General features: G+C 52.5%; 16 protein-coding genes. 7 read left to right on the forward strand and 9 right to left on the reverse strand.

Features of this window, described 5'->3' with window-relative positions:
* Window positions 1-42 precede the first annotated feature (42 nt).
* From kdsB to K7G70_RS14990, 6 genes are all read right to left on the reverse strand, one after another.
* Window positions 43-825: a 3-deoxy-manno-octulosonate cytidylyltransferase gene (kdsB, locus tag K7G70_RS14965; protein ID WP_223789456.1), complete on the reverse strand. Its 783-nt coding sequence runs from the start codon at window positions 823-825 to the stop codon at window positions 43-45.
* Entirely contained in the window at window positions 822-1,805 is a 984-nt protein-coding gene (lpxK, locus tag K7G70_RS14970; protein ID WP_223789457.1) for a tetraacyldisaccharide 4'-kinase, read from the reverse strand. Before lpxK ends, kdsB begins: the two co-directional genes overlap by 4 nt.
* Window positions 1,798-3,543, reverse strand: coding sequence for a lipid A export permease/ATP-binding protein MsbA (gene msbA / locus K7G70_RS14975; protein WP_223789458.1), 1,746 nt, complete (start codon window positions 3,541-3,543; stop codon window positions 1,798-1,800). Before msbA ends, lpxK begins: the two co-directional genes overlap by 8 nt.
* Window positions 3,540-3,962, reverse strand: coding sequence for an ExbD/TolR family protein (locus K7G70_RS14980; protein WP_223789459.1), 423 nt, complete (start codon window positions 3,960-3,962; stop codon window positions 3,540-3,542). Before K7G70_RS14980 ends, msbA begins: the two co-directional genes overlap by 4 nt.
* Window positions 3,959-4,567, reverse strand: a complete 609-nt coding sequence (locus K7G70_RS14985) for a MotA/TolQ/ExbB proton channel family protein (RefSeq protein WP_223789460.1) — start codon at window positions 4,565-4,567, stop codon at window positions 3,959-3,961. The genes K7G70_RS14980 and K7G70_RS14985 overlap by 4 nt, the downstream gene beginning before the upstream one ends.
* Window positions 4,568-4,669: 102 nt before the next feature.
* Complete coding sequence (locus tag K7G70_RS14990) at window positions 4,670-6,655, reverse strand: SDR family oxidoreductase (RefSeq protein ID WP_223789461.1); 1,986 nt, start codon at window positions 6,653-6,655, stop codon at window positions 4,670-4,672.
* Between the two features lie 80 nt (window positions 6,656-6,735).
* Between K7G70_RS14990 and K7G70_RS14995 the strand changes: the two genes are divergently transcribed.
* Window positions 6,736-6,993 (forward strand): acyl-CoA-binding protein, encoded by a 258-nt coding sequence (locus tag K7G70_RS14995; protein ID WP_223789462.1) that lies wholly within the window; start codon window positions 6,736-6,738, stop codon window positions 6,991-6,993.
* Window positions 6,994-7,620: a TetR/AcrR family transcriptional regulator gene (locus K7G70_RS15000; RefSeq protein ID WP_223789463.1), complete on the forward strand. Its 627-nt coding sequence runs from the start codon at window positions 6,994-6,996 to the stop codon at window positions 7,618-7,620.
* Between the two features lie 15 nt (window positions 7,621-7,635).
* Here the strand turns inward: K7G70_RS15000 and K7G70_RS15005 are convergent, their stop codons facing one another.
* From K7G70_RS15005 to K7G70_RS15015, 3 genes are read right to left on the reverse strand one after another with little or no spacing between them, the layout of a single operon-like run.
* On the reverse strand, window positions 7,636-9,243 hold the full coding sequence (locus K7G70_RS15005) for a hypothetical protein (RefSeq protein WP_223789464.1): 1,608 nt from the start codon (window positions 9,241-9,243) through the stop codon (window positions 7,636-7,638).
* 56 nt (window positions 9,244-9,299) lie between these two features.
* Complete coding sequence (locus K7G70_RS15010) at window positions 9,300-10,364, reverse strand: saccharopine dehydrogenase family protein (protein WP_223789465.1); 1,065 nt, start codon at window positions 10,362-10,364, stop codon at window positions 9,300-9,302.
* Window positions 10,361-11,161 carry an SDR family NAD(P)-dependent oxidoreductase gene (locus K7G70_RS15015; RefSeq protein ID WP_223789466.1) on the reverse strand — a complete coding sequence of 267 codons (801 nt, stop codon included), beginning with the start codon at window positions 11,159-11,161 and terminating at the stop codon, window positions 10,361-10,363. Before K7G70_RS15015 ends, K7G70_RS15010 begins: the two co-directional genes overlap by 4 nt.
* 208 nt (window positions 11,162-11,369) lie before the next feature.
* Between K7G70_RS15015 and K7G70_RS15020 the strand changes: the two genes are divergently transcribed.
* Genes K7G70_RS15020 through K7G70_RS15040 form a run of 5 tightly spaced genes read left to right on the forward strand, consistent with a single transcriptional unit; the run spans window position 11,370 to window position 15,434 of the window.
* Window positions 11,370-12,551: an acyl-CoA dehydrogenase family protein gene (locus K7G70_RS15020; RefSeq protein ID WP_223789467.1), complete on the forward strand. Its 1,182-nt coding sequence runs from the start codon at window positions 11,370-11,372 to the stop codon at window positions 12,549-12,551.
* Window positions 12,548-13,240, forward strand: a complete 693-nt coding sequence (locus tag K7G70_RS15025) for a TetR/AcrR family transcriptional regulator (protein WP_223789468.1) — start codon at window positions 12,548-12,550, stop codon at window positions 13,238-13,240. The genes K7G70_RS15020 and K7G70_RS15025 overlap by 4 nt, the downstream gene beginning before the upstream one ends.
* Window positions 13,237-14,238: a phosphotransferase family protein gene (locus tag K7G70_RS15030; RefSeq protein ID WP_223789469.1), complete on the forward strand. Its 1,002-nt coding sequence runs from the start codon at window positions 13,237-13,239 to the stop codon at window positions 14,236-14,238. Before K7G70_RS15025 ends, K7G70_RS15030 begins: the two co-directional genes overlap by 4 nt.
* Window positions 14,239-14,268: 30 nt before the next feature.
* Window positions 14,269-15,021 (forward strand): glucose 1-dehydrogenase, encoded by a 753-nt coding sequence (locus K7G70_RS15035; RefSeq protein WP_223789470.1) that lies wholly within the window; start codon window positions 14,269-14,271, stop codon window positions 15,019-15,021.
* Window positions 15,018-15,434, forward strand: a complete 417-nt coding sequence (locus K7G70_RS15040) for a nuclear transport factor 2 family protein (RefSeq protein ID WP_223789471.1) — start codon at window positions 15,018-15,020, stop codon at window positions 15,432-15,434. The genes K7G70_RS15035 and K7G70_RS15040 overlap by 4 nt, the downstream gene beginning before the upstream one ends.
* The last annotated feature ends 68 nt before the right edge of the window (window positions 15,435-15,502 follow it).

Genomic DNA, 15,502 nt, shown 5'->3' on the forward strand with positions numbered 1-15,502 from the left:
TATTGTTTACGGGTTGGTTATTATTTTACATTATTGTATATTTCAATTGTTTTCGAACCGTGCCACATCCGCTGCGGTGTCAATGCCATGCGGCATCGGCGCCACCGCCGCAGCCGCCACAATGACTTTGCCCATGGCCAAAGCCCGCAGTTGCTCCAATGATTCAGCTTGCTCCAAAGCGGCCATCGGCGCTTGGCTGAATTGGCGCAAAAAGTTCACCTTATACATATACAGACCGATGTGGTGCTTAAAACTAACAGCCGTCGGCAACTGATTTGATTGGGGGTCTAAAGAATTGAATTCGGCTTGCACCCAAGGAATGGGTGCCCGGCTGAAGTACATGGCCTCCTGTTGTTCATTGGTCACCAATTTCACCACATTGGGGTTGAACAAATCGGCTGTGGATTGGACGGGTTGGTAGAGGGTGCCGATGCTGGCCCGCGGATTGGCTTGCACCACTTGAATCACTTGCTGCACGTTGGCTTTGGGAATGTTGGGTTCATCGCCCTGATAGTTCAGCACCCAAGTGTCATCGTCCCAGCCCATCAACTCGGCACATTCAGCAATGCGATCGGTGCCCGTGGCATGGTCTTGGCGGGTCATCACGGCTTGATGCCCGTGCTGCTGCACCACTGCCAGGATGCGCTCATCATCGGTGGCCACCACCACTTCTTTGGCACCCAATTGGGCCGCGGCCTCTGCGGCCCACAGCACCAGGGCTTTGCCTTTCAGTTCAATCAGGGGCTTGCCGGGCAAACGGGTTGAGGCATAACGCGCCGGGATGCACACCACGAATTCGAATTCTTTATCGGCAAATTCATTCATGACATCACCCGTTGAATCAAATCATCCATTGCTTGGCGGGTGGCTGCTGGCATGTGCAGATCCATTTTCACCACCCACACATGAGGCAAATTCATGTTTTCACATTTGACCGCATCTTTTTCGGTGATCAACACCGCGGTGTCCTCATATGGGGCGAAATCCGCTTCGCTGATATCATGGTGGTCAGGCAAGGGTTGTTTGACAATGGCCATGCCGGCCGCTGCCAACAGCGAAAAGAAACTGTCCGGGTTGGCGATGCCAGCCATGGCCACCACTTTTTTGTTGCGAAATTCGGCCACGTCCTGGGTCACGCTGGGGTGGTTCAATTGGTGGATGCCAGCCAGGCCAATTTCATAATGGTGCTGGTCTTCCATGTGGCCTTTGAACACCACCAAATCGACCGAATTCAAGCGTTCCAGCGGTTCACGCAAGGGCCCGGCAGGAATCATTTGGTGATTTCCGGTGCGCCAGCGGGCATCCAGCATCACAATTTCGGCATCCCGCCCCAAGGCCAAGTGTTGCAAGCCGTCATCTGCCACAAGCACGTTCACCGAATAGTTTTTGATCAGCATCCTGCAGGCTTTGACCCGGTCTTTACCCACCATCACCGGCAATTGGGTTTTTTTGGCCATCAACAAAGGCTCATCGCCCGAGGCCGCTGGGTTGGCGTTGGCGGTCACAAACATGGGCTCCACTTTGCGCTTACCCCCATAGCCACGCGACACGATGCCAGGCTTGTACCCCAAAGTTTGCAAATGCTGTGCCAACCAAATCACCATCGGCGTTTTGCCACCACCGCCAGCGGTGATGTTGCCCACGACCAGCACCGGCACATTGACCTTATGCGTCCGTTTCAAGCCGACCCGATACAACCAACCGCGCAGTGCCACCAAGCGGGAGAACACCCAGGCCCCCAACTTGTGCCACCAGTGGATCGGTCCATCGCCATACCACCGTTGTCTGATGCGGGTCTCATTCATGCACTGTGATTCCGTTGTTGATTTGTTGACTTTGCTGCAGCTGGGCATAAATTCCGGGCTCAGCCATCAGTTGATCGTGGCTGCCCATCTGGGCCACTTGGCCGGCATCCAAAACCACCACTTGATCGACGTTTTCGATGGTGGACAGGCGGTGGGCGATCACCAAAGTGGTGCGGTTTTTCATCAATTGTTCCAAAGCCAACTGAATGTGCTTTTCTGATTCGGTGTCCAAAGCCGACGTTGCCTCATCGAGGATCAACACCGGTGCATCCTTGAGGATGGCGCGGGCAATGGCGATGCGTTGCCGCTGGCCACCCGACAACCGGGTACCATTGTCACCCAATTCGGTGTCCAGTCCATCGGGTAATTGTTCAATGAATGACCAGGCATTGGCTTGCTTGGCCGCCTGAACGATGTCAGCCTCACTGTGATTGGCTTGGGCCCCGTAGGCAATGTTGTTGCGCACCGAGTCATTGAACAGAATCACTTCTTGACTGACCACCGAGATGTGATCACGCAAACTGCTCAGGGTGAAGTCCTGGATGTTGGCTCCATTGACCAAGATGCGACCGTTGGTGACATCATAAAACCGCGGCACCAAATTCACCAAAGTGGTTTTGCCACCACCGGAAGCACCGACAAAGGCCACGCTTTGGCCCGCTTTTAAATCCAGGTTGATGCCGTGCAAAGCCGTGGTTTCGCCGTCGTATGAAAAACCCACCTGCTCAAACACAATACCCACTTGGTCGGCTTGAAAGGATTGGCTGCCGGTGTCTTTCTCGGGTTGTTCAGCCAGCACATCCATGACACTGTCAGCCGCGGCTAAAGTGGTTTGGATGGTGGAAAACACCGCCGACAGGTTTTTGATGGTTGGCATCAAAGCCAACATGGCCATCATGAATGACATAAAATTGGCCGCGCTCATGCTTGAAGTGGCCGCCACATACATGATGAAGGACAAGGCCACCGCCACCAGCATCAGATTGATCGATGACATGACCTCTTGGGTGGCGACGATCTTGACTTGGAGCTGGCGGTTGTTGTTGATGTTTTGTGCAAACTTCTCTGACTCTTGTTGTTGGCCTTTAAAGATTTTCACGATTTTATGGCCTTTGACCACCTCTTCCACGGTTTGGGTGATGCGGGCGATCGATTGTTGGATGCCGTGACCGATGCGCCGAAAGCGCTTGTTGACCAGGCGAATGATCAAGCCGATGATCGGAAAGGCCACGAAGGCCGCCAAGGCCAACTCCCAGGAATAGTAGAACATCACCATCAAATAAAACACGATGGTCAGCATTTCCCGGATGATGATGACAAAGTTTTTCGACACCCCATTGGCCATTTGTTCAATGTCATAGGTGATGCGCGAGATCAATCCGCCGGCGGAATGTTGGTCATAAAACCGTTGTGGCAATTGCAAATATTGACCAAACACTGCACTGCGCAAGTCGTTGATGATTTTGCGCCCCACCCAGGTGAAGCCGTATGCGGCGGCAAAGTTGCCCACACTGCGGATCAAAAACACGGTGATCACAAACAAGGGGATGCCTTTGATCCACATGGGGTCTTGTTGTTCAAAGGCGTGTTCCAAGATGTATGACAATGACCAGATGAAAAAGGCTTTCATGGACGCATCGATGATGGCTCCAATGATGGCCGCCGTGAACACCAGGCGATAGGGTTTCACATAGCGCAACAACCCGAGATAGGTTGACTGATGCGGGGTTTTATTCACTGAGCATCACTGGCTTGGGTGGTGGCCATGGACACTTTGGCAAAACCCATGGCACCCAACACATCCATCGCCATCACCACGTGCTTGTGCGCCACATTGGCATCAGCCCGGATGATCACCGGCATGTCCCGCGCATCGGCCACGGTGTTTTGCAGGGCGTTTTGCAGGGATTGCCTTTGCGCATTGACCAATTCGTTGTTGTTGACGAAAAACACCCCTTTTTGACTGATGGAAATGACCAGATCTTGGGCTTCTGTGGTGGTCGGTTTGGCGCTGGCCTCTGGCAACTCGATCTTTAATTTGGCCTGCTTTTCAAAGGTGGTGCTGACCATGAAAAAGATCAACAACAAAAACACCACATCAATCAATGGCGTTAAATTGAGTTTACTGCCCTCATTTTGTTGGCTGGAAATTTTCATGACCGACTTTTGGAGATGGCATCAATCAACTGCATGACCTGCTGCTCCATGACGATGGTTTGATCGGCAATCTTGTTCTTGAAATGGCGGTAAAACAACACCGCTGGAATGGCCACAATCAAACCGGCCGCAGTGGTGGTCAAGGCTTGCGAAATGCCGCCAGCCAATTGATTGGCATTGCCGACACCGAATTCCATGATGTTGGCAAACACCTTCATCATGCCGATCACGGTGCCCAACAAGCCCAACAAAGGTGACACTTCACCGATGGCATTCAACCAGTTCAGTGGTTTTTCCAATTGATGCGAAACATGTCGCCCGGCGTCTTCCACCGCTTCGATGATTTCATCCCGCTCATCGTGGCGTTTGCGCAAGGCCACCGCCAGCAAAAAGCCCAACGGTGAAGTCTCACCCAATTGGTCGATGTGTTTGTCATCCAGGTGTTTTTTCTTCGACCATTCAATCACTTGGTCGGGCAATTCTTGCGGAATGATTTCTTTGTCACGCAAAGACCAAAACCTTTCACCCACGATCATCATGGCCAAGGCCATCAAGATCAGCAAAAAGATCATCACCACACCACCGCTGCTGACTATTTCAAACACGCATACACTCCTATGGAATCGGCTGTAAAAAAATTTGCCTGTATTGTAACGATTGCCGCAGTAAATTTCTGTAAAGAATTTTCTGCGGCATCCGGTTCACGGTTACCAGTGCACGCCGCGCATCAAACTGGCAAAGGCCATTTGTTCTGGTGACACCTCACGTGGGGCACTGCTGGTATCGCCGCGGGCCGCCGCGGAATCTGGGAACATGTTGAATGCGGTGTTCATCATCACTTCCATCGATTTTGGCATCACCGCGTGCATCACTTGGGCAAAAATACCCAAGCGGGTGGCAATGCGTTGGGGCCGTCGAATGATGGCATCTTTGATGAACAAGGCCGCTTCCTCGGGCGAAATGGTCGGCACGTTGTTGTACATCTTGGTCGGCGCGATCATCGGTGTTCTGACCAACGGCATGTTGATGGTGGTGAAGGCCACATTCAGATCATTGTATTCGGCAGCCGCACAGCGTGAGAACGCGTCCAATGCCGCTTTGGAAGCGACGTAGGCAGAAAATCGGGGGGCATTGGTCAACACCCCGATGGAAGAAATGTTGATCACGTGCCCGGCCCGTCGCTCTGACATGCCTGGCAAAAAGCCCATGATCAAGCGCAAGGAGCCGAAATAGTTCAAGTCCATGGTTCGCTCAAAATCATGGAACCGGTCATAAGACAGCGCAATCGAACGGCGAATGGAGCGACCGGCGTTGTTCACCAGAATGTCCACCCCACCCAAATCTTTCAACACGTTCTTGACCAAGGAATTGGCCGATTTTTCGCTGGACAGGTCGGCCACATAGGGCGACACTTTAACGCCTTTTTTCTTCAAGGCTTTGGCCGTTTCTTTCAATTTGTCTTCACCGCGGGCGACGATGATCAGGTGAGCGCCGGCCTCGGCCAGCATTTCCGCCACCGCCAAACCGATGCCGGAAGTGGCGCCGGTGACCATCACCCGTTTGTCTTTGACCCGGCCAGAGAGGGATTTGTCGATGAACAAATCCGGGTCCAGGTTGCGCTCCCAGTAATCCCACAAACGCCAGGCATAGCTTTTCAGTTTTGGCAACTTGATGCCCGAGCCTTTCAACGCTTTTTGGGTTTCCCGATCATCGAACCGGGTCGGGTAATTGATGAAGCTCAAAATGCCGGGGGGAATCCCCAAGTCATTGAAAATTTGGGCCCGGATGCGCTTCACCGGTGACAGCATCATCAAGCCCTGCTTCACCGCGCCGGGGATGAAGTTAAAGATGCGGGCATCCACCCGCATGTTCATTTGCGGTGCGTTGGCGGCATCAGCGAAGATGTTCAAAACCGAGCCAATGCGTTTGGGGTTGGGGTCGGTCAAATGGAAACAGCCGCCATCCAAACCAGGCTTGTGTGAAATGTGATCCAGCGCATCAACCACATAATCGACCGGCACCATGTTCAAACGGCCGCCCTCGATGCCCATCATCGGCATCCATTTGGGGAAGGTGTTGCGCAGTTTCTGGATCAGTTTGAAGAAGTAATATGGGCCGTCAATTTTGTCGATTTCACCGGTCTTGGAATGGCCCAGGACCATGGCGGGTCGGTAAATCCGGTAGGGGATTTGGCAAGTGTGCCGAACCACCCCTTCGGATTCGTGTTTGGTTTTGAAATACGGATGATCCAAATCTTCGGCTTCGTCGAACATGTCCTCGCGAAACACCCCGGGGTACATACCCGCAGCGGCGATCGATGAGACGTGGTGGAAGCATTTGGCCTTGATGGCTTCGGCCAAGTGCACCGCGTGTGAGGTGCCATCGACATTGGCCGCCATTTGTTCGTCCAGGCCGGCTTTCATGTCATAGATGGCCGCCAAATGATAAAAATGCTTGACCTTGCCGGTCATTTGGTCGCGGTTTTTCTTGCTCACGCCGAGACTGTTGCGGGTCAAATCTCCGGTCACCAAATCAATGCGGCGCATCGGCGCACCCATATCCTCCAGCATCTTTTTCATTTTGGTTTTCGAACCGGAACGGACCAACAGGTAGATGTGTCCTGACCTCGCGAACAATTTTTTGAGGAAGTGACGACCGATAAAGCCTGTGGCACCCGTGACGAAATATGACATTAATTTTCTCCCGTTATTTGATTGACCGATGAATTAAAATCGTGTCAAATGATGCTTATTCAATTTCCGATAATCATAACATGACTGAATTAAGTGATGCATTTGAGAATGCACAGATTGCGGTAAAAAGTTTGTCCAAACGCCCAGATGATGCCACTTTGCTGAAGCTGTATGCCTTGTATAAACAAGGTTCAACCGGTGACGTCCAAGGCGACAAACCGGGCTTTTTTGATTTCGTGGGCGCTGCCAAATATGAAGCTTGGGAACAGCTCAAAGGCATGGACGGCGATGAGGCCAAACAACAATACGTGGACCTGGTCGAAAAACTGAGCGAATAATTGAAAACCAAGGAGCGCATATTGGCCACCGCCTTGGTTTTGTTCAACGAGGAAGGTGAGCCCAATGTGACCACCAACCACATTGCCGATGAAATGGACATCAGTCCTGGCAACCTCTATTACCACTACAAAAGCAAAGACGACATCATTTGGCAAATCTTCTTGCAGTATGAAAAGAAGATCAAAGCCGTGCTCGAATCCAATGACCTGAACCATGCCTCAATGAAGGACATGTGGTTGTACTTGAACATGGTGTTTGATGTGATCGTGGAATACCGGTTCTTGTACCGGAACCTGATTCAGTTGATGAACCGCATTGAGTTTCTCAAGCGCCACTTTCGCCACATCCTGGCCTTGAAATCACAAACCGCATTGCGCATCCTGGAACAGTTGCGTCTGGACGGGGTGATCTCGGCCGATCAGCGCACCACCGCCAACCTGGCCGACCAAATCGCCCTCACCTCAACTTTCTGGTTGAACTATTCGGTGGCAATTTTTGATGACAACTTCGATGAGCAAAAGAAACTGTCGCACGGTATTTTTCACATCCTACAAATGATCGCGCCGTTCCTCGATGAGAAACAGCGCGCGTTCTTGGATGAACTGTCGAAACAGTTTTTGTCTTAATTCTGGTTGTGAGATTTACCTCAGCCGATAAAAAGTTAGATTATCTGATTCTCGATCAATTCCACTGTAATCAATGCCATCAGCTTGGCCCAAATACATGGTAAAGACATTCATCCCAATGTCTTGAAAATAGACTTTCCCATTGGTAGAAAAATCAGATTGACTTAACCCGAAATTTGCCGTGCAGTTGGGTTGTATGTAGCTTGGCAGTAGGTCGAAACCCTCTCTTGTAACAGTACAAATCATACTCAGTCCAAATGAACCGGCTTCATTGTTTTGATCGAAGGATTCATATCCTCTGGCCCCTAAATACCAAGGAACAGCGGGAGAAATGCGGCTATTGGGCTCAAAGAAACTCAAGTCAATCACATCTAATAGATTCAATTCATTGTCAACCACAACCCACCGGCCAGTCTGGTCTGGAAAAGAGTACTTTTTATCATTAATCATCAACTGCTCGGTCTTAAACAACTCAATGCCAAAATTCACATTCTGGATGTGTTTCACCGGCGAACCATCGACGCTGAAGGTGGCCAGCTCGGTGCCCAGCAATTGAATTTCCAGTTGCTGGATTTGATCGGTGTAAGTCGCTGAAGTTTTGCCGTCGATACCAATCGGCGAACCGCCTACAGTGCTGCGCAATTCGGTTTGCAGCAAGCCGTTGGCGTCGAATGCCCCAGCCGCGATTGACCAGGCCGCGTTGCCGGCTTCATCGTATGAGTACATCAGCACCACGGTGTAGGGACCTTGGCTGACCAGCACCAAACCACCGCCGACATCGGGGTCGTCTTCAGGCCGCCAGTAACCGTCATTCGGTTGTAAAGAGGCACTGGATGGGCGAAAACCAGTGAATGATTGTGATTCATCGGCAGCCACCAATTGCATTTGTTTGACGCCCAAATCAGCAAAAGACACATTCAACAAAGGTTCGCTCTCCTGGCGGCGATCCAGGGTGCAAAACGGTTGTGAAAAGGGCAAGGTGTTGGGGATGAATTGCCAAGGACAGCGCAGCTCCCAACCATCGGTGCTGGGGTGGGTGCTGACAAAGGTTTTCTCTAAAAAGGCCGCGTTGCCTGATTCGTCATTGGCTGCCACCAGATCCAACACAAACGCCAAGTCTGAATCCACACCGCCCACCAGCCAGGTGCCAGTTGGATCGGCCACTTGGTAGTTGGTGCCATCGGTCAAAGTTTGGTGTTCGGTGTCCCAGGTCGGGTAAGCAAAATTCATTGACTGCATGGTTTTGATGGGTTGGTCATCGATTAGGAATGACGCGGTTTGTGAACCATAAAAATCAATGGTCAACTGCCGTGCGGTGGGCAAGTAAGATGCCGAAGGCGGGTTGCTGACCAAAATGCTGGTGCCATCCGTGGTTTCTTTCAATTCAGCCGCAAAGCGGCCATTCTCGTCGATCGATCCCACGGCCAAATACCAGCGTGGCTCACCATCTGGGGTGTAACTGAACACTGTGGCCAAGGTGATGCCACCTTGGGTGATCATCATCATACCTGAACCGATGTCTGGGTCATCGGTGGTCCGCCACAAGCCATCGGCTGGTTTGATTTGGGCCTGTGCCAAACCCACGGTGATCCATAAAAAAATGATCAAAAATGTATTTTTCATTGGTACGCTCCCTCTGCTGGTGGGAGTCATGATACCAATTTTTGTTTAATAAAGCGCTAATTTTCAAGGATTTTTGTGCCTGGCAGCTGTTCAATCAAGTCCACACCCAACAGGGTGCTGGGGGTGTGGTAGCCAGTGGCTTGCCGATGAGTGGTCAACAAGGCTTGGGTCACATGCACCGAACCCGTGGCTGTGAGGTTGTAACCATTGGCCACTTCAATGCGATGGGTTTTGACCTCTCCTGCTTCGTTTTTCACTTCACCCCACACGAAGGTGGTTAACTTATCACGGGTGGCTTGATCCGGTCCTTTGACTTTTTTATCGATGCGTTTTTTCAAGAAGTTTTGCACCAATCCCCACTTCAGAATCGGCTTGAGCCAATTCATGCGCTTGACTTGTTTGATCATGCCGGGTGAAGCCGGGATGTACACTTCGATGTTGGGGATGCCGGTGTTGTGAAAGGCCGTGGACACATCGCCCCAGGGAATGGTCATGGCCAGTTTTTCTCCGCCACCAAAATCAATGCGACGGGTTTTGGCCGCCAAGGGCACGGTTTTGATCACCCCATTTTCACGGATCTTACCACCTTGCGGCAGCGCCTCGACCGAGGTTTTGGCGGTGCCTGGACTGAAACCAGAACGTGAATCAAAACCCAACGCCAAGTGGGTGGCTTCGGGCATCTGGGCCTGCAAATAGCCCGCCACACAATCGGTGGGGATCACATCAAAACCCACCCCGGGGCACAGCACCACACCTTGGGTCTTGGCCGCCTCATCCAGACTGGCTGCCAACTCAAACACCTCGATTTCGCCGGTGATGTCCAGGTAATGAGCCCGTTGTTTGAGACAGGCTTGCATCATCACTTCAGCGGTTTGGGAAAATGGGCCGGCACAATTGAGCACCAAATCCATGCCCACAATCAAGGCATCTGATTGGGCCAACATGTCGATGCTGAACACCCGATATTCCAAGCCATGCTGCGCTGCCAAAGTCTTGACTTTGTCCTCACTGCGACCAGCCAACACCGGCCGCAAGCCGGCTTTGACCGCTTGTTTGACGATGAGTTGCCCCGAATAACCGGTGGCGCCATAAATCATCCAGTTGTTTGCCGTCTCACTCATTTGAACATCCTCTTAACCATTTTCAGTTTTTGCTTGAAGAAATAATTGGGGAACCAACGAGCCACCCGCCACTGCCAGCGGGTTTGGCTGTCACACAACACCATGAAGCGACGCTGTTTGACGGCCGCCAATGTCATGTTGGCAACGTCCTCAGCTGTGTAATTGGAGTTGTCCATCCAACGGTTGATTTGATTCCTGACTTTGTCATTGGCATCGTGCATGGAGGCAACCAAATTGGTTTTGAAAAATGCCGGACACACCACCGTCACATGGATGCCGTCCTGCGCCACTTCACCACGCAAGGATTCGCTCAAGGCCAACACCCCGGCCTTGGCCACATTGTAGGAGGCCACGCCGGGTGCCAAAGCGATGGCAGCAAAGGAGGCCACATTGACAATCGCCGCTTGGGGGCTTTGGGCCAATTCAGGAATGAAGGCTTGACAGCCACGCACCACACCCATCACATTGATCTGCCATTGACGTTGCCACTGGGCTTCGGTGGCTTCCATCACCGTGCCTTGGGCGCCCACCCCGGCGTTGTTGACCAGCACGTCCACTTGCCCGAAATGGGCCAGCACCTGATTTTTTAACTCAATCAAGGCACTTTCGTGGCCCACATCAGAATGAAAATAGGCCGCATCAACACCCAGATCCTTGAGGGCAGCGACCGTGTCTTGCCCCGCTTGGTCTTGCACATCAACCACCGCGATGTCGTATTGTTCTTTGGCGGCGACCATGGCGATGGCCTGCCCCAAGCCACTGGCCGCACCAGTGATTACCATGACTTTTTTGTTCATGCGCGCATCATAGCAAAAAAAGCGAACATCTGCTCGATTTTTGTTATAATCATGGTCGTTGTGAGAAACCAATTGCCCACAAATCCCGCCCCTGGCTGGGCATTACCCCGTTACACGCCATCTGTGTATAATGTGTGGCGCTGAAATGACCCAAGACCATAAAAAACAACCAGCCGGTCATGCAGATTTCCATCAAAAAAAGAGGAACATGAGCCAAGATCAATTTGCCAACATGTTGCAACGCATTGCAACCATCATGCGCGAGCGAGTGATGCCACAAGAACCCTTGTTGTTGACTCAACAATGGGAGCCGCTGTTCACTGCACTCGACGCCATCCGTGACCTCGTCAAACAACAGGGTCTGTGGGCCCCCAACTTGCCGGCCTCGGTTGGTGGCATGTCACTGAGCACCCAACAATTGGGCCAGATTTCTGAAGTCACCGGTCAGTCCCCGCTCGGCCACTACTGTTTTGGCTGCCAGGCCCCGGATGCCGGCAATGCCGAGTTGCTGCATTTGTATGCCAATGACTTCATCAAAGAACAGTTCTTGCTGCCCTTGGCTCAAGGTGACATCCGCAGTTGTTTTGCCATGACCGAACCGCACACCGCTGGTTCCAACCCCACCCTGCTGGACACCACCGCTGAGTTGATCGATGACCACTGGGTGATCAATGGCCGCAAATGGTTCACCACCGCCGCCGATGGCGCCGCCTTCACCATTGTCATGGCGGTGACCGATCCCGAGGCGCCCAAACACGGCCGCGCCAGCATGATCATTGTGCCGCTGGACAATCCTGGATACCAAAACCTGCGCAACATCCCGGTGATGGGCCACAGTGGCTCGGGCTATTATTCTCACAGTGAGGTGTCCTTCCACCAATGCCGGGTCCCGGCCAACCACCTGATTGGACAACGCGGTGCTGGCTTTAAAATGGCCCAACAGCGTTTGGGGCCAGGCCGCATCCAACACTGCATGCGTTGGATTGGCATCGCCAAACGCTGTTTTGAATTGATGTGTGCACACGTCAAAACCCGCCAAATCACGCCCACCAGCACCTTGGCAGACCAGGCATTGATCCAAAGCAAGATCGCCGAGTCGTTCGCCGCCATGAACGCCTCCCGCGCACTGGTGATGGAAACCGCCCGCATCGTCGATGAACAAGGCTTTGATGCCGCCAAGCACCACATTTCAATGATCAAATTTGAATGCGCCAACATGCTGCAAACGGTGATGGACAATGCCTTGCAATCGATGGGTGCCCTGGGCATGACCGATGACAGCATCGTGGCCTTTTATTACCGCGAAGAGCGGGCCGCCCGCATTTATGACGGTCCCGATGAGGTGCACAAGTTGTCACTGGCCAAGAGTTTGCTTAAAGCCCAACCATGAACCTCAGTCACGAGACATTCTTGGATGAATTCAGCGCCCTGATTGGCGATGAGTGGTCTTGTTTGTTTGACCTGAACCACGAAAAACTGAATCTGAAAAACCGCAACATCGCCACCAAAAAATTCCAAACCATCATTGAGTCGGTGTTCAAACTGTCACAGTCCAAAGGCTTCAAAGCCATGACCATGCGCGATTTGAGTCAGGAAGCCGGCATCAGCATGGGCGGCTTGTACAAATACTTTGCCAACAAAAACCAAATTGCCGAAATGATCCACTCGGCGATGATTCACATGGCCGAAACCTGTTTGAAGATCAAGGAATACCGCCATCAAGACCCCGTATTTGAGTTGAATGAATTGTTGGCCCGCCACATTTACCTCAGTGAACGCCTGAAAAAATGGTTCTATTTTGTGTTCATGGAATGCAAAAGCCTGGACCGGGATTTGATGGACACCATCATTGCTTCCGAACAATTCATGGAAACGGCCATTCTGGAGCGCATCCTGGACGCCAATCAACAAGGCTTGAGCCAATGCACCAACCCGGATTTTGTGTCGGCCATGCTCAAGGTGATGCTGCAGGAATGGTACCTGAAATCCTGGAAATACCAGGAAAAGAACATCAATGCCGACCAATACGTGGCCAATTTGTTGCTGGCCGTTTACCAACTGATTCAAGTCAAATCATGAACCCAGAACAACAAGCCCAGATCGCCACTTACCTGCAAAGCCAGCTACCGGTGACCGGCGAACTGGCCTTTAAAGCCTTCAAAGGCGGCGCCTCCAACCTGACCTACTCGGTCACCGACGATGCCCATGAGTGGATTTTGCGCACCTCGCCACCCGGCACCAAGGCCCAAGGCGCGCACAACATGCAGCGCGAGCATGATTTGCTGAAACACCTGCACCCCGGCTTTCCCTTGTGCCCCGAAGTGGTGCTGCTGTGTCAGGATCCAGCGGTATTCGACCGCGATTTTTACCTGATGAAACCGATCCACGGCCTCATCATCCGCCAACAATTACCCGACGTCTATCAAGGCGCTGACTTGGGTGATTTGTGTGAAGAGTTGATCGGTGTGCACCACCGCTTACACCAAGCACCGATTGCCGCCTTACAGCACCTGAACAAAGGCCAAGGCTACATTGAGCGGCAAATCAGCGGCTGGATTCACCGCTACCAACAAGTGGCCCCGGAAAAAGATTTGGCGCCGCCAGTGATGCAGTGGTTGCGTCAGCACCAACCCGCTGACCAACGTTCATACACCCTGATCCACAATGACTACAAATTCGACAATGTGGTGTTCGATCCCTTGGACCAAGCCAGCATCATTGGGGTGTTGGATTGGGAATTGACCACCATCGGTGATCCGCTGATGGATTTGGGCTGTTCCCTGGCCTACTGGATCGAAGCCGGTGATTCGGATCACCTCAAACAAATGAGCATGATGCCAACCCATCTGCCAGGCATGTGGACCCGCGATCAAGTGGTGCAACACTACGCCACCATCAGTGGCCAGCCGATTGATGACTACCGCTATTATTATGTCTATGGGCTGTTTCGCCTGGCGGTGATCGTACAACAGATTTTTTACCGCTATGAGCGCGGCCAGACCGACAACCCAGCCTTCAAACCCTTGGGCCTGGTGCGGGATCTGATGCTGCAACAAGCCCTGCAACAAATTGCATAAACAACCCAGCCCCAAAACACAGAGGAAACCATGAGTCAATTCAACCAGCAAGTCGTTCTCATCACCGGCGCCAGTCGCGGCATCGGTGAAGCCATTGCCCACCAATTCGCTGAGCAAGGCGCCCATGTGGTGGTCAGCTCACGCTCGCAGGAAGGCATCGATGCGGTGGCCACTGCGATCCGTGCCAACGGCGGTCAAGCCACGGCCATCACCTGCCACAACGGCGAACGCGAATCACGCGAACAATTGATCGATCAAGTCGTGCAACAATTGGGCCGCATTGATGTGTTGATCAACAACGCCGCGGCCAACCCCTATTTTGGCAACGTCCTGGACATGGGCTATGCCGCCATGGAAAAAACCATTGAAGTCAACATCGAGGGTTATTTTCACATGAGTCAATTGGCCGGCCGGGTGATGCGCGAGCAAAAATCCGGCGTCATCATCAACACCGCCTCAGTCAACGGCCGGGTCAGTGGTTTCAACCAATCGCTCTACTCGGCGTCCAAAGCCGCGATCATCTCCATGACCGAAAGCTTTGCCAAAGAATGCGCCGCCTTCGGCATCCGGGTCAATGCCGTGTTGCCCGGTTTGACCGACACCAAGTTCGCCTCAGCCCTGACCCAAAACGAAGCCATGCTGAAAATGATCCTGCCACAAATTCCCTTGGGCCGCATGGCCCAACCCGAAGAAATGGCCCCAGCGTATCTGTTTCTGGCCTCAAAGGCGGCTGCTTACATCACCGGTGTGAGTTTGCCCATCGATGGCGGGTATTTGGCATGAATCACGATCCGGCATCAGGGCCCATCCACCAAGCCATCACCGGGTGGCACCACGTGTTGCAACAAGGCGATCTGGAGGCATTGAATGCTTTGTTGGCCAATGAGGTGGTGTTCCATTCACCCGTGCTGCACACCCCGCAGGCCGGCAAGCCCTTGACCAAAATGTATTTGGCCGCCGCCTTTCAAGTGTTGGTGCCCAATGGTTTCAAATACCTGCGTGAGGTGTTGTCAGGTCACCAGGCTGCCCTGGAATTCCAAGCCCAAATCGACGGCACCGTGATCAATGGTGTGGATTTGATCGAGTGCAACGAGCAAGGCCAGATCACCGATTTCAAGGTCATGCTGCGCCCCTTGAAAGCCTTGCAGCTGGTACAACAAAAAATGCATGAAATGCTGCAAGCAGGCCATGCTTGAATCACTTGTTCACAATTTGCCCTGCACGAGTGGTCCTCACTTGCTAAAATGATTGCATCATTCAATGT

Origin of the sequence: Marinicella meishanensis, assembly GCF_019931145.1 — a bacterium.
Taxonomy (GTDB): domain Bacteria; phylum Pseudomonadota; class Gammaproteobacteria; order Xanthomonadales; family Marinicellaceae; genus Marinicella; species Marinicella meishanensis.

Excerpts from the sequence above, each read along its gene's own strand:
- K7G70_RS15020 (WP_223789467.1), top strand. The coding sequence starts at position 11,370 with ATGAGCCAAGATCAATTTGCCAACATGTTGCAACGCATTGCAACCATC.
- K7G70_RS15040 (WP_223789471.1), top strand. The coding sequence starts at position 15,018 with ATGAATCACGATCCGGCATCAGGGCCCATCCACCAAGCCATCACCGGG.
- K7G70_RS15010 (WP_223789465.1), bottom strand. The coding sequence starts at position 10,364 with ATGAGTGAGACGGCAAACAACTGGATGATTTATGGCGCCACCGGTTAT.
- lpxK (WP_223789457.1), bottom strand. The coding sequence starts at position 1,805 with ATGAATGAGACCCGCATCAGACAACGGTGGTATGGCGATGGACCGATC.
- K7G70_RS15015 (WP_223789466.1), bottom strand. The coding sequence starts at position 11,161 with ATGAACAAAAAAGTCATGGTAATCACTGGTGCGGCCAGTGGCTTGGGG.
- K7G70_RS14980 (WP_223789459.1), bottom strand. The coding sequence starts at position 3,962 with ATGAAAATTTCCAGCCAACAAAATGAGGGCAGTAAACTCAATTTAACG.
- K7G70_RS15030 (WP_223789469.1), top strand. The coding sequence starts at position 13,237 with ATGAACCCAGAACAACAAGCCCAGATCGCCACTTACCTGCAAAGCCAG.
- K7G70_RS15005 (WP_223789464.1), bottom strand. The coding sequence starts at position 9,243 with ATGAAAAATACATTTTTGATCATTTTTTTATGGATCACCGTGGGTTTG.
- K7G70_RS15035 (WP_223789470.1), top strand. The coding sequence starts at position 14,269 with ATGAGTCAATTCAACCAGCAAGTCGTTCTCATCACCGGCGCCAGTCGC.
- K7G70_RS14990 (WP_223789461.1), bottom strand. The coding sequence starts at position 6,655 with ATGTCATATTTCGTCACGGGTGCCACAGGCTTTATCGGTCGTCACTTC.
- K7G70_RS15025 (WP_223789468.1), top strand. The coding sequence starts at position 12,548 with ATGAACCTCAGTCACGAGACATTCTTGGATGAATTCAGCGCCCTGATT.
- kdsB (WP_223789456.1), bottom strand. The coding sequence starts at position 825 with ATGAATGAATTTGCCGATAAAGAATTCGAATTCGTGGTGTGCATCCCG.
- K7G70_RS14995 (WP_223789462.1), top strand. The coding sequence starts at position 6,736 with ATGACTGAATTAAGTGATGCATTTGAGAATGCACAGATTGCGGTAAAA.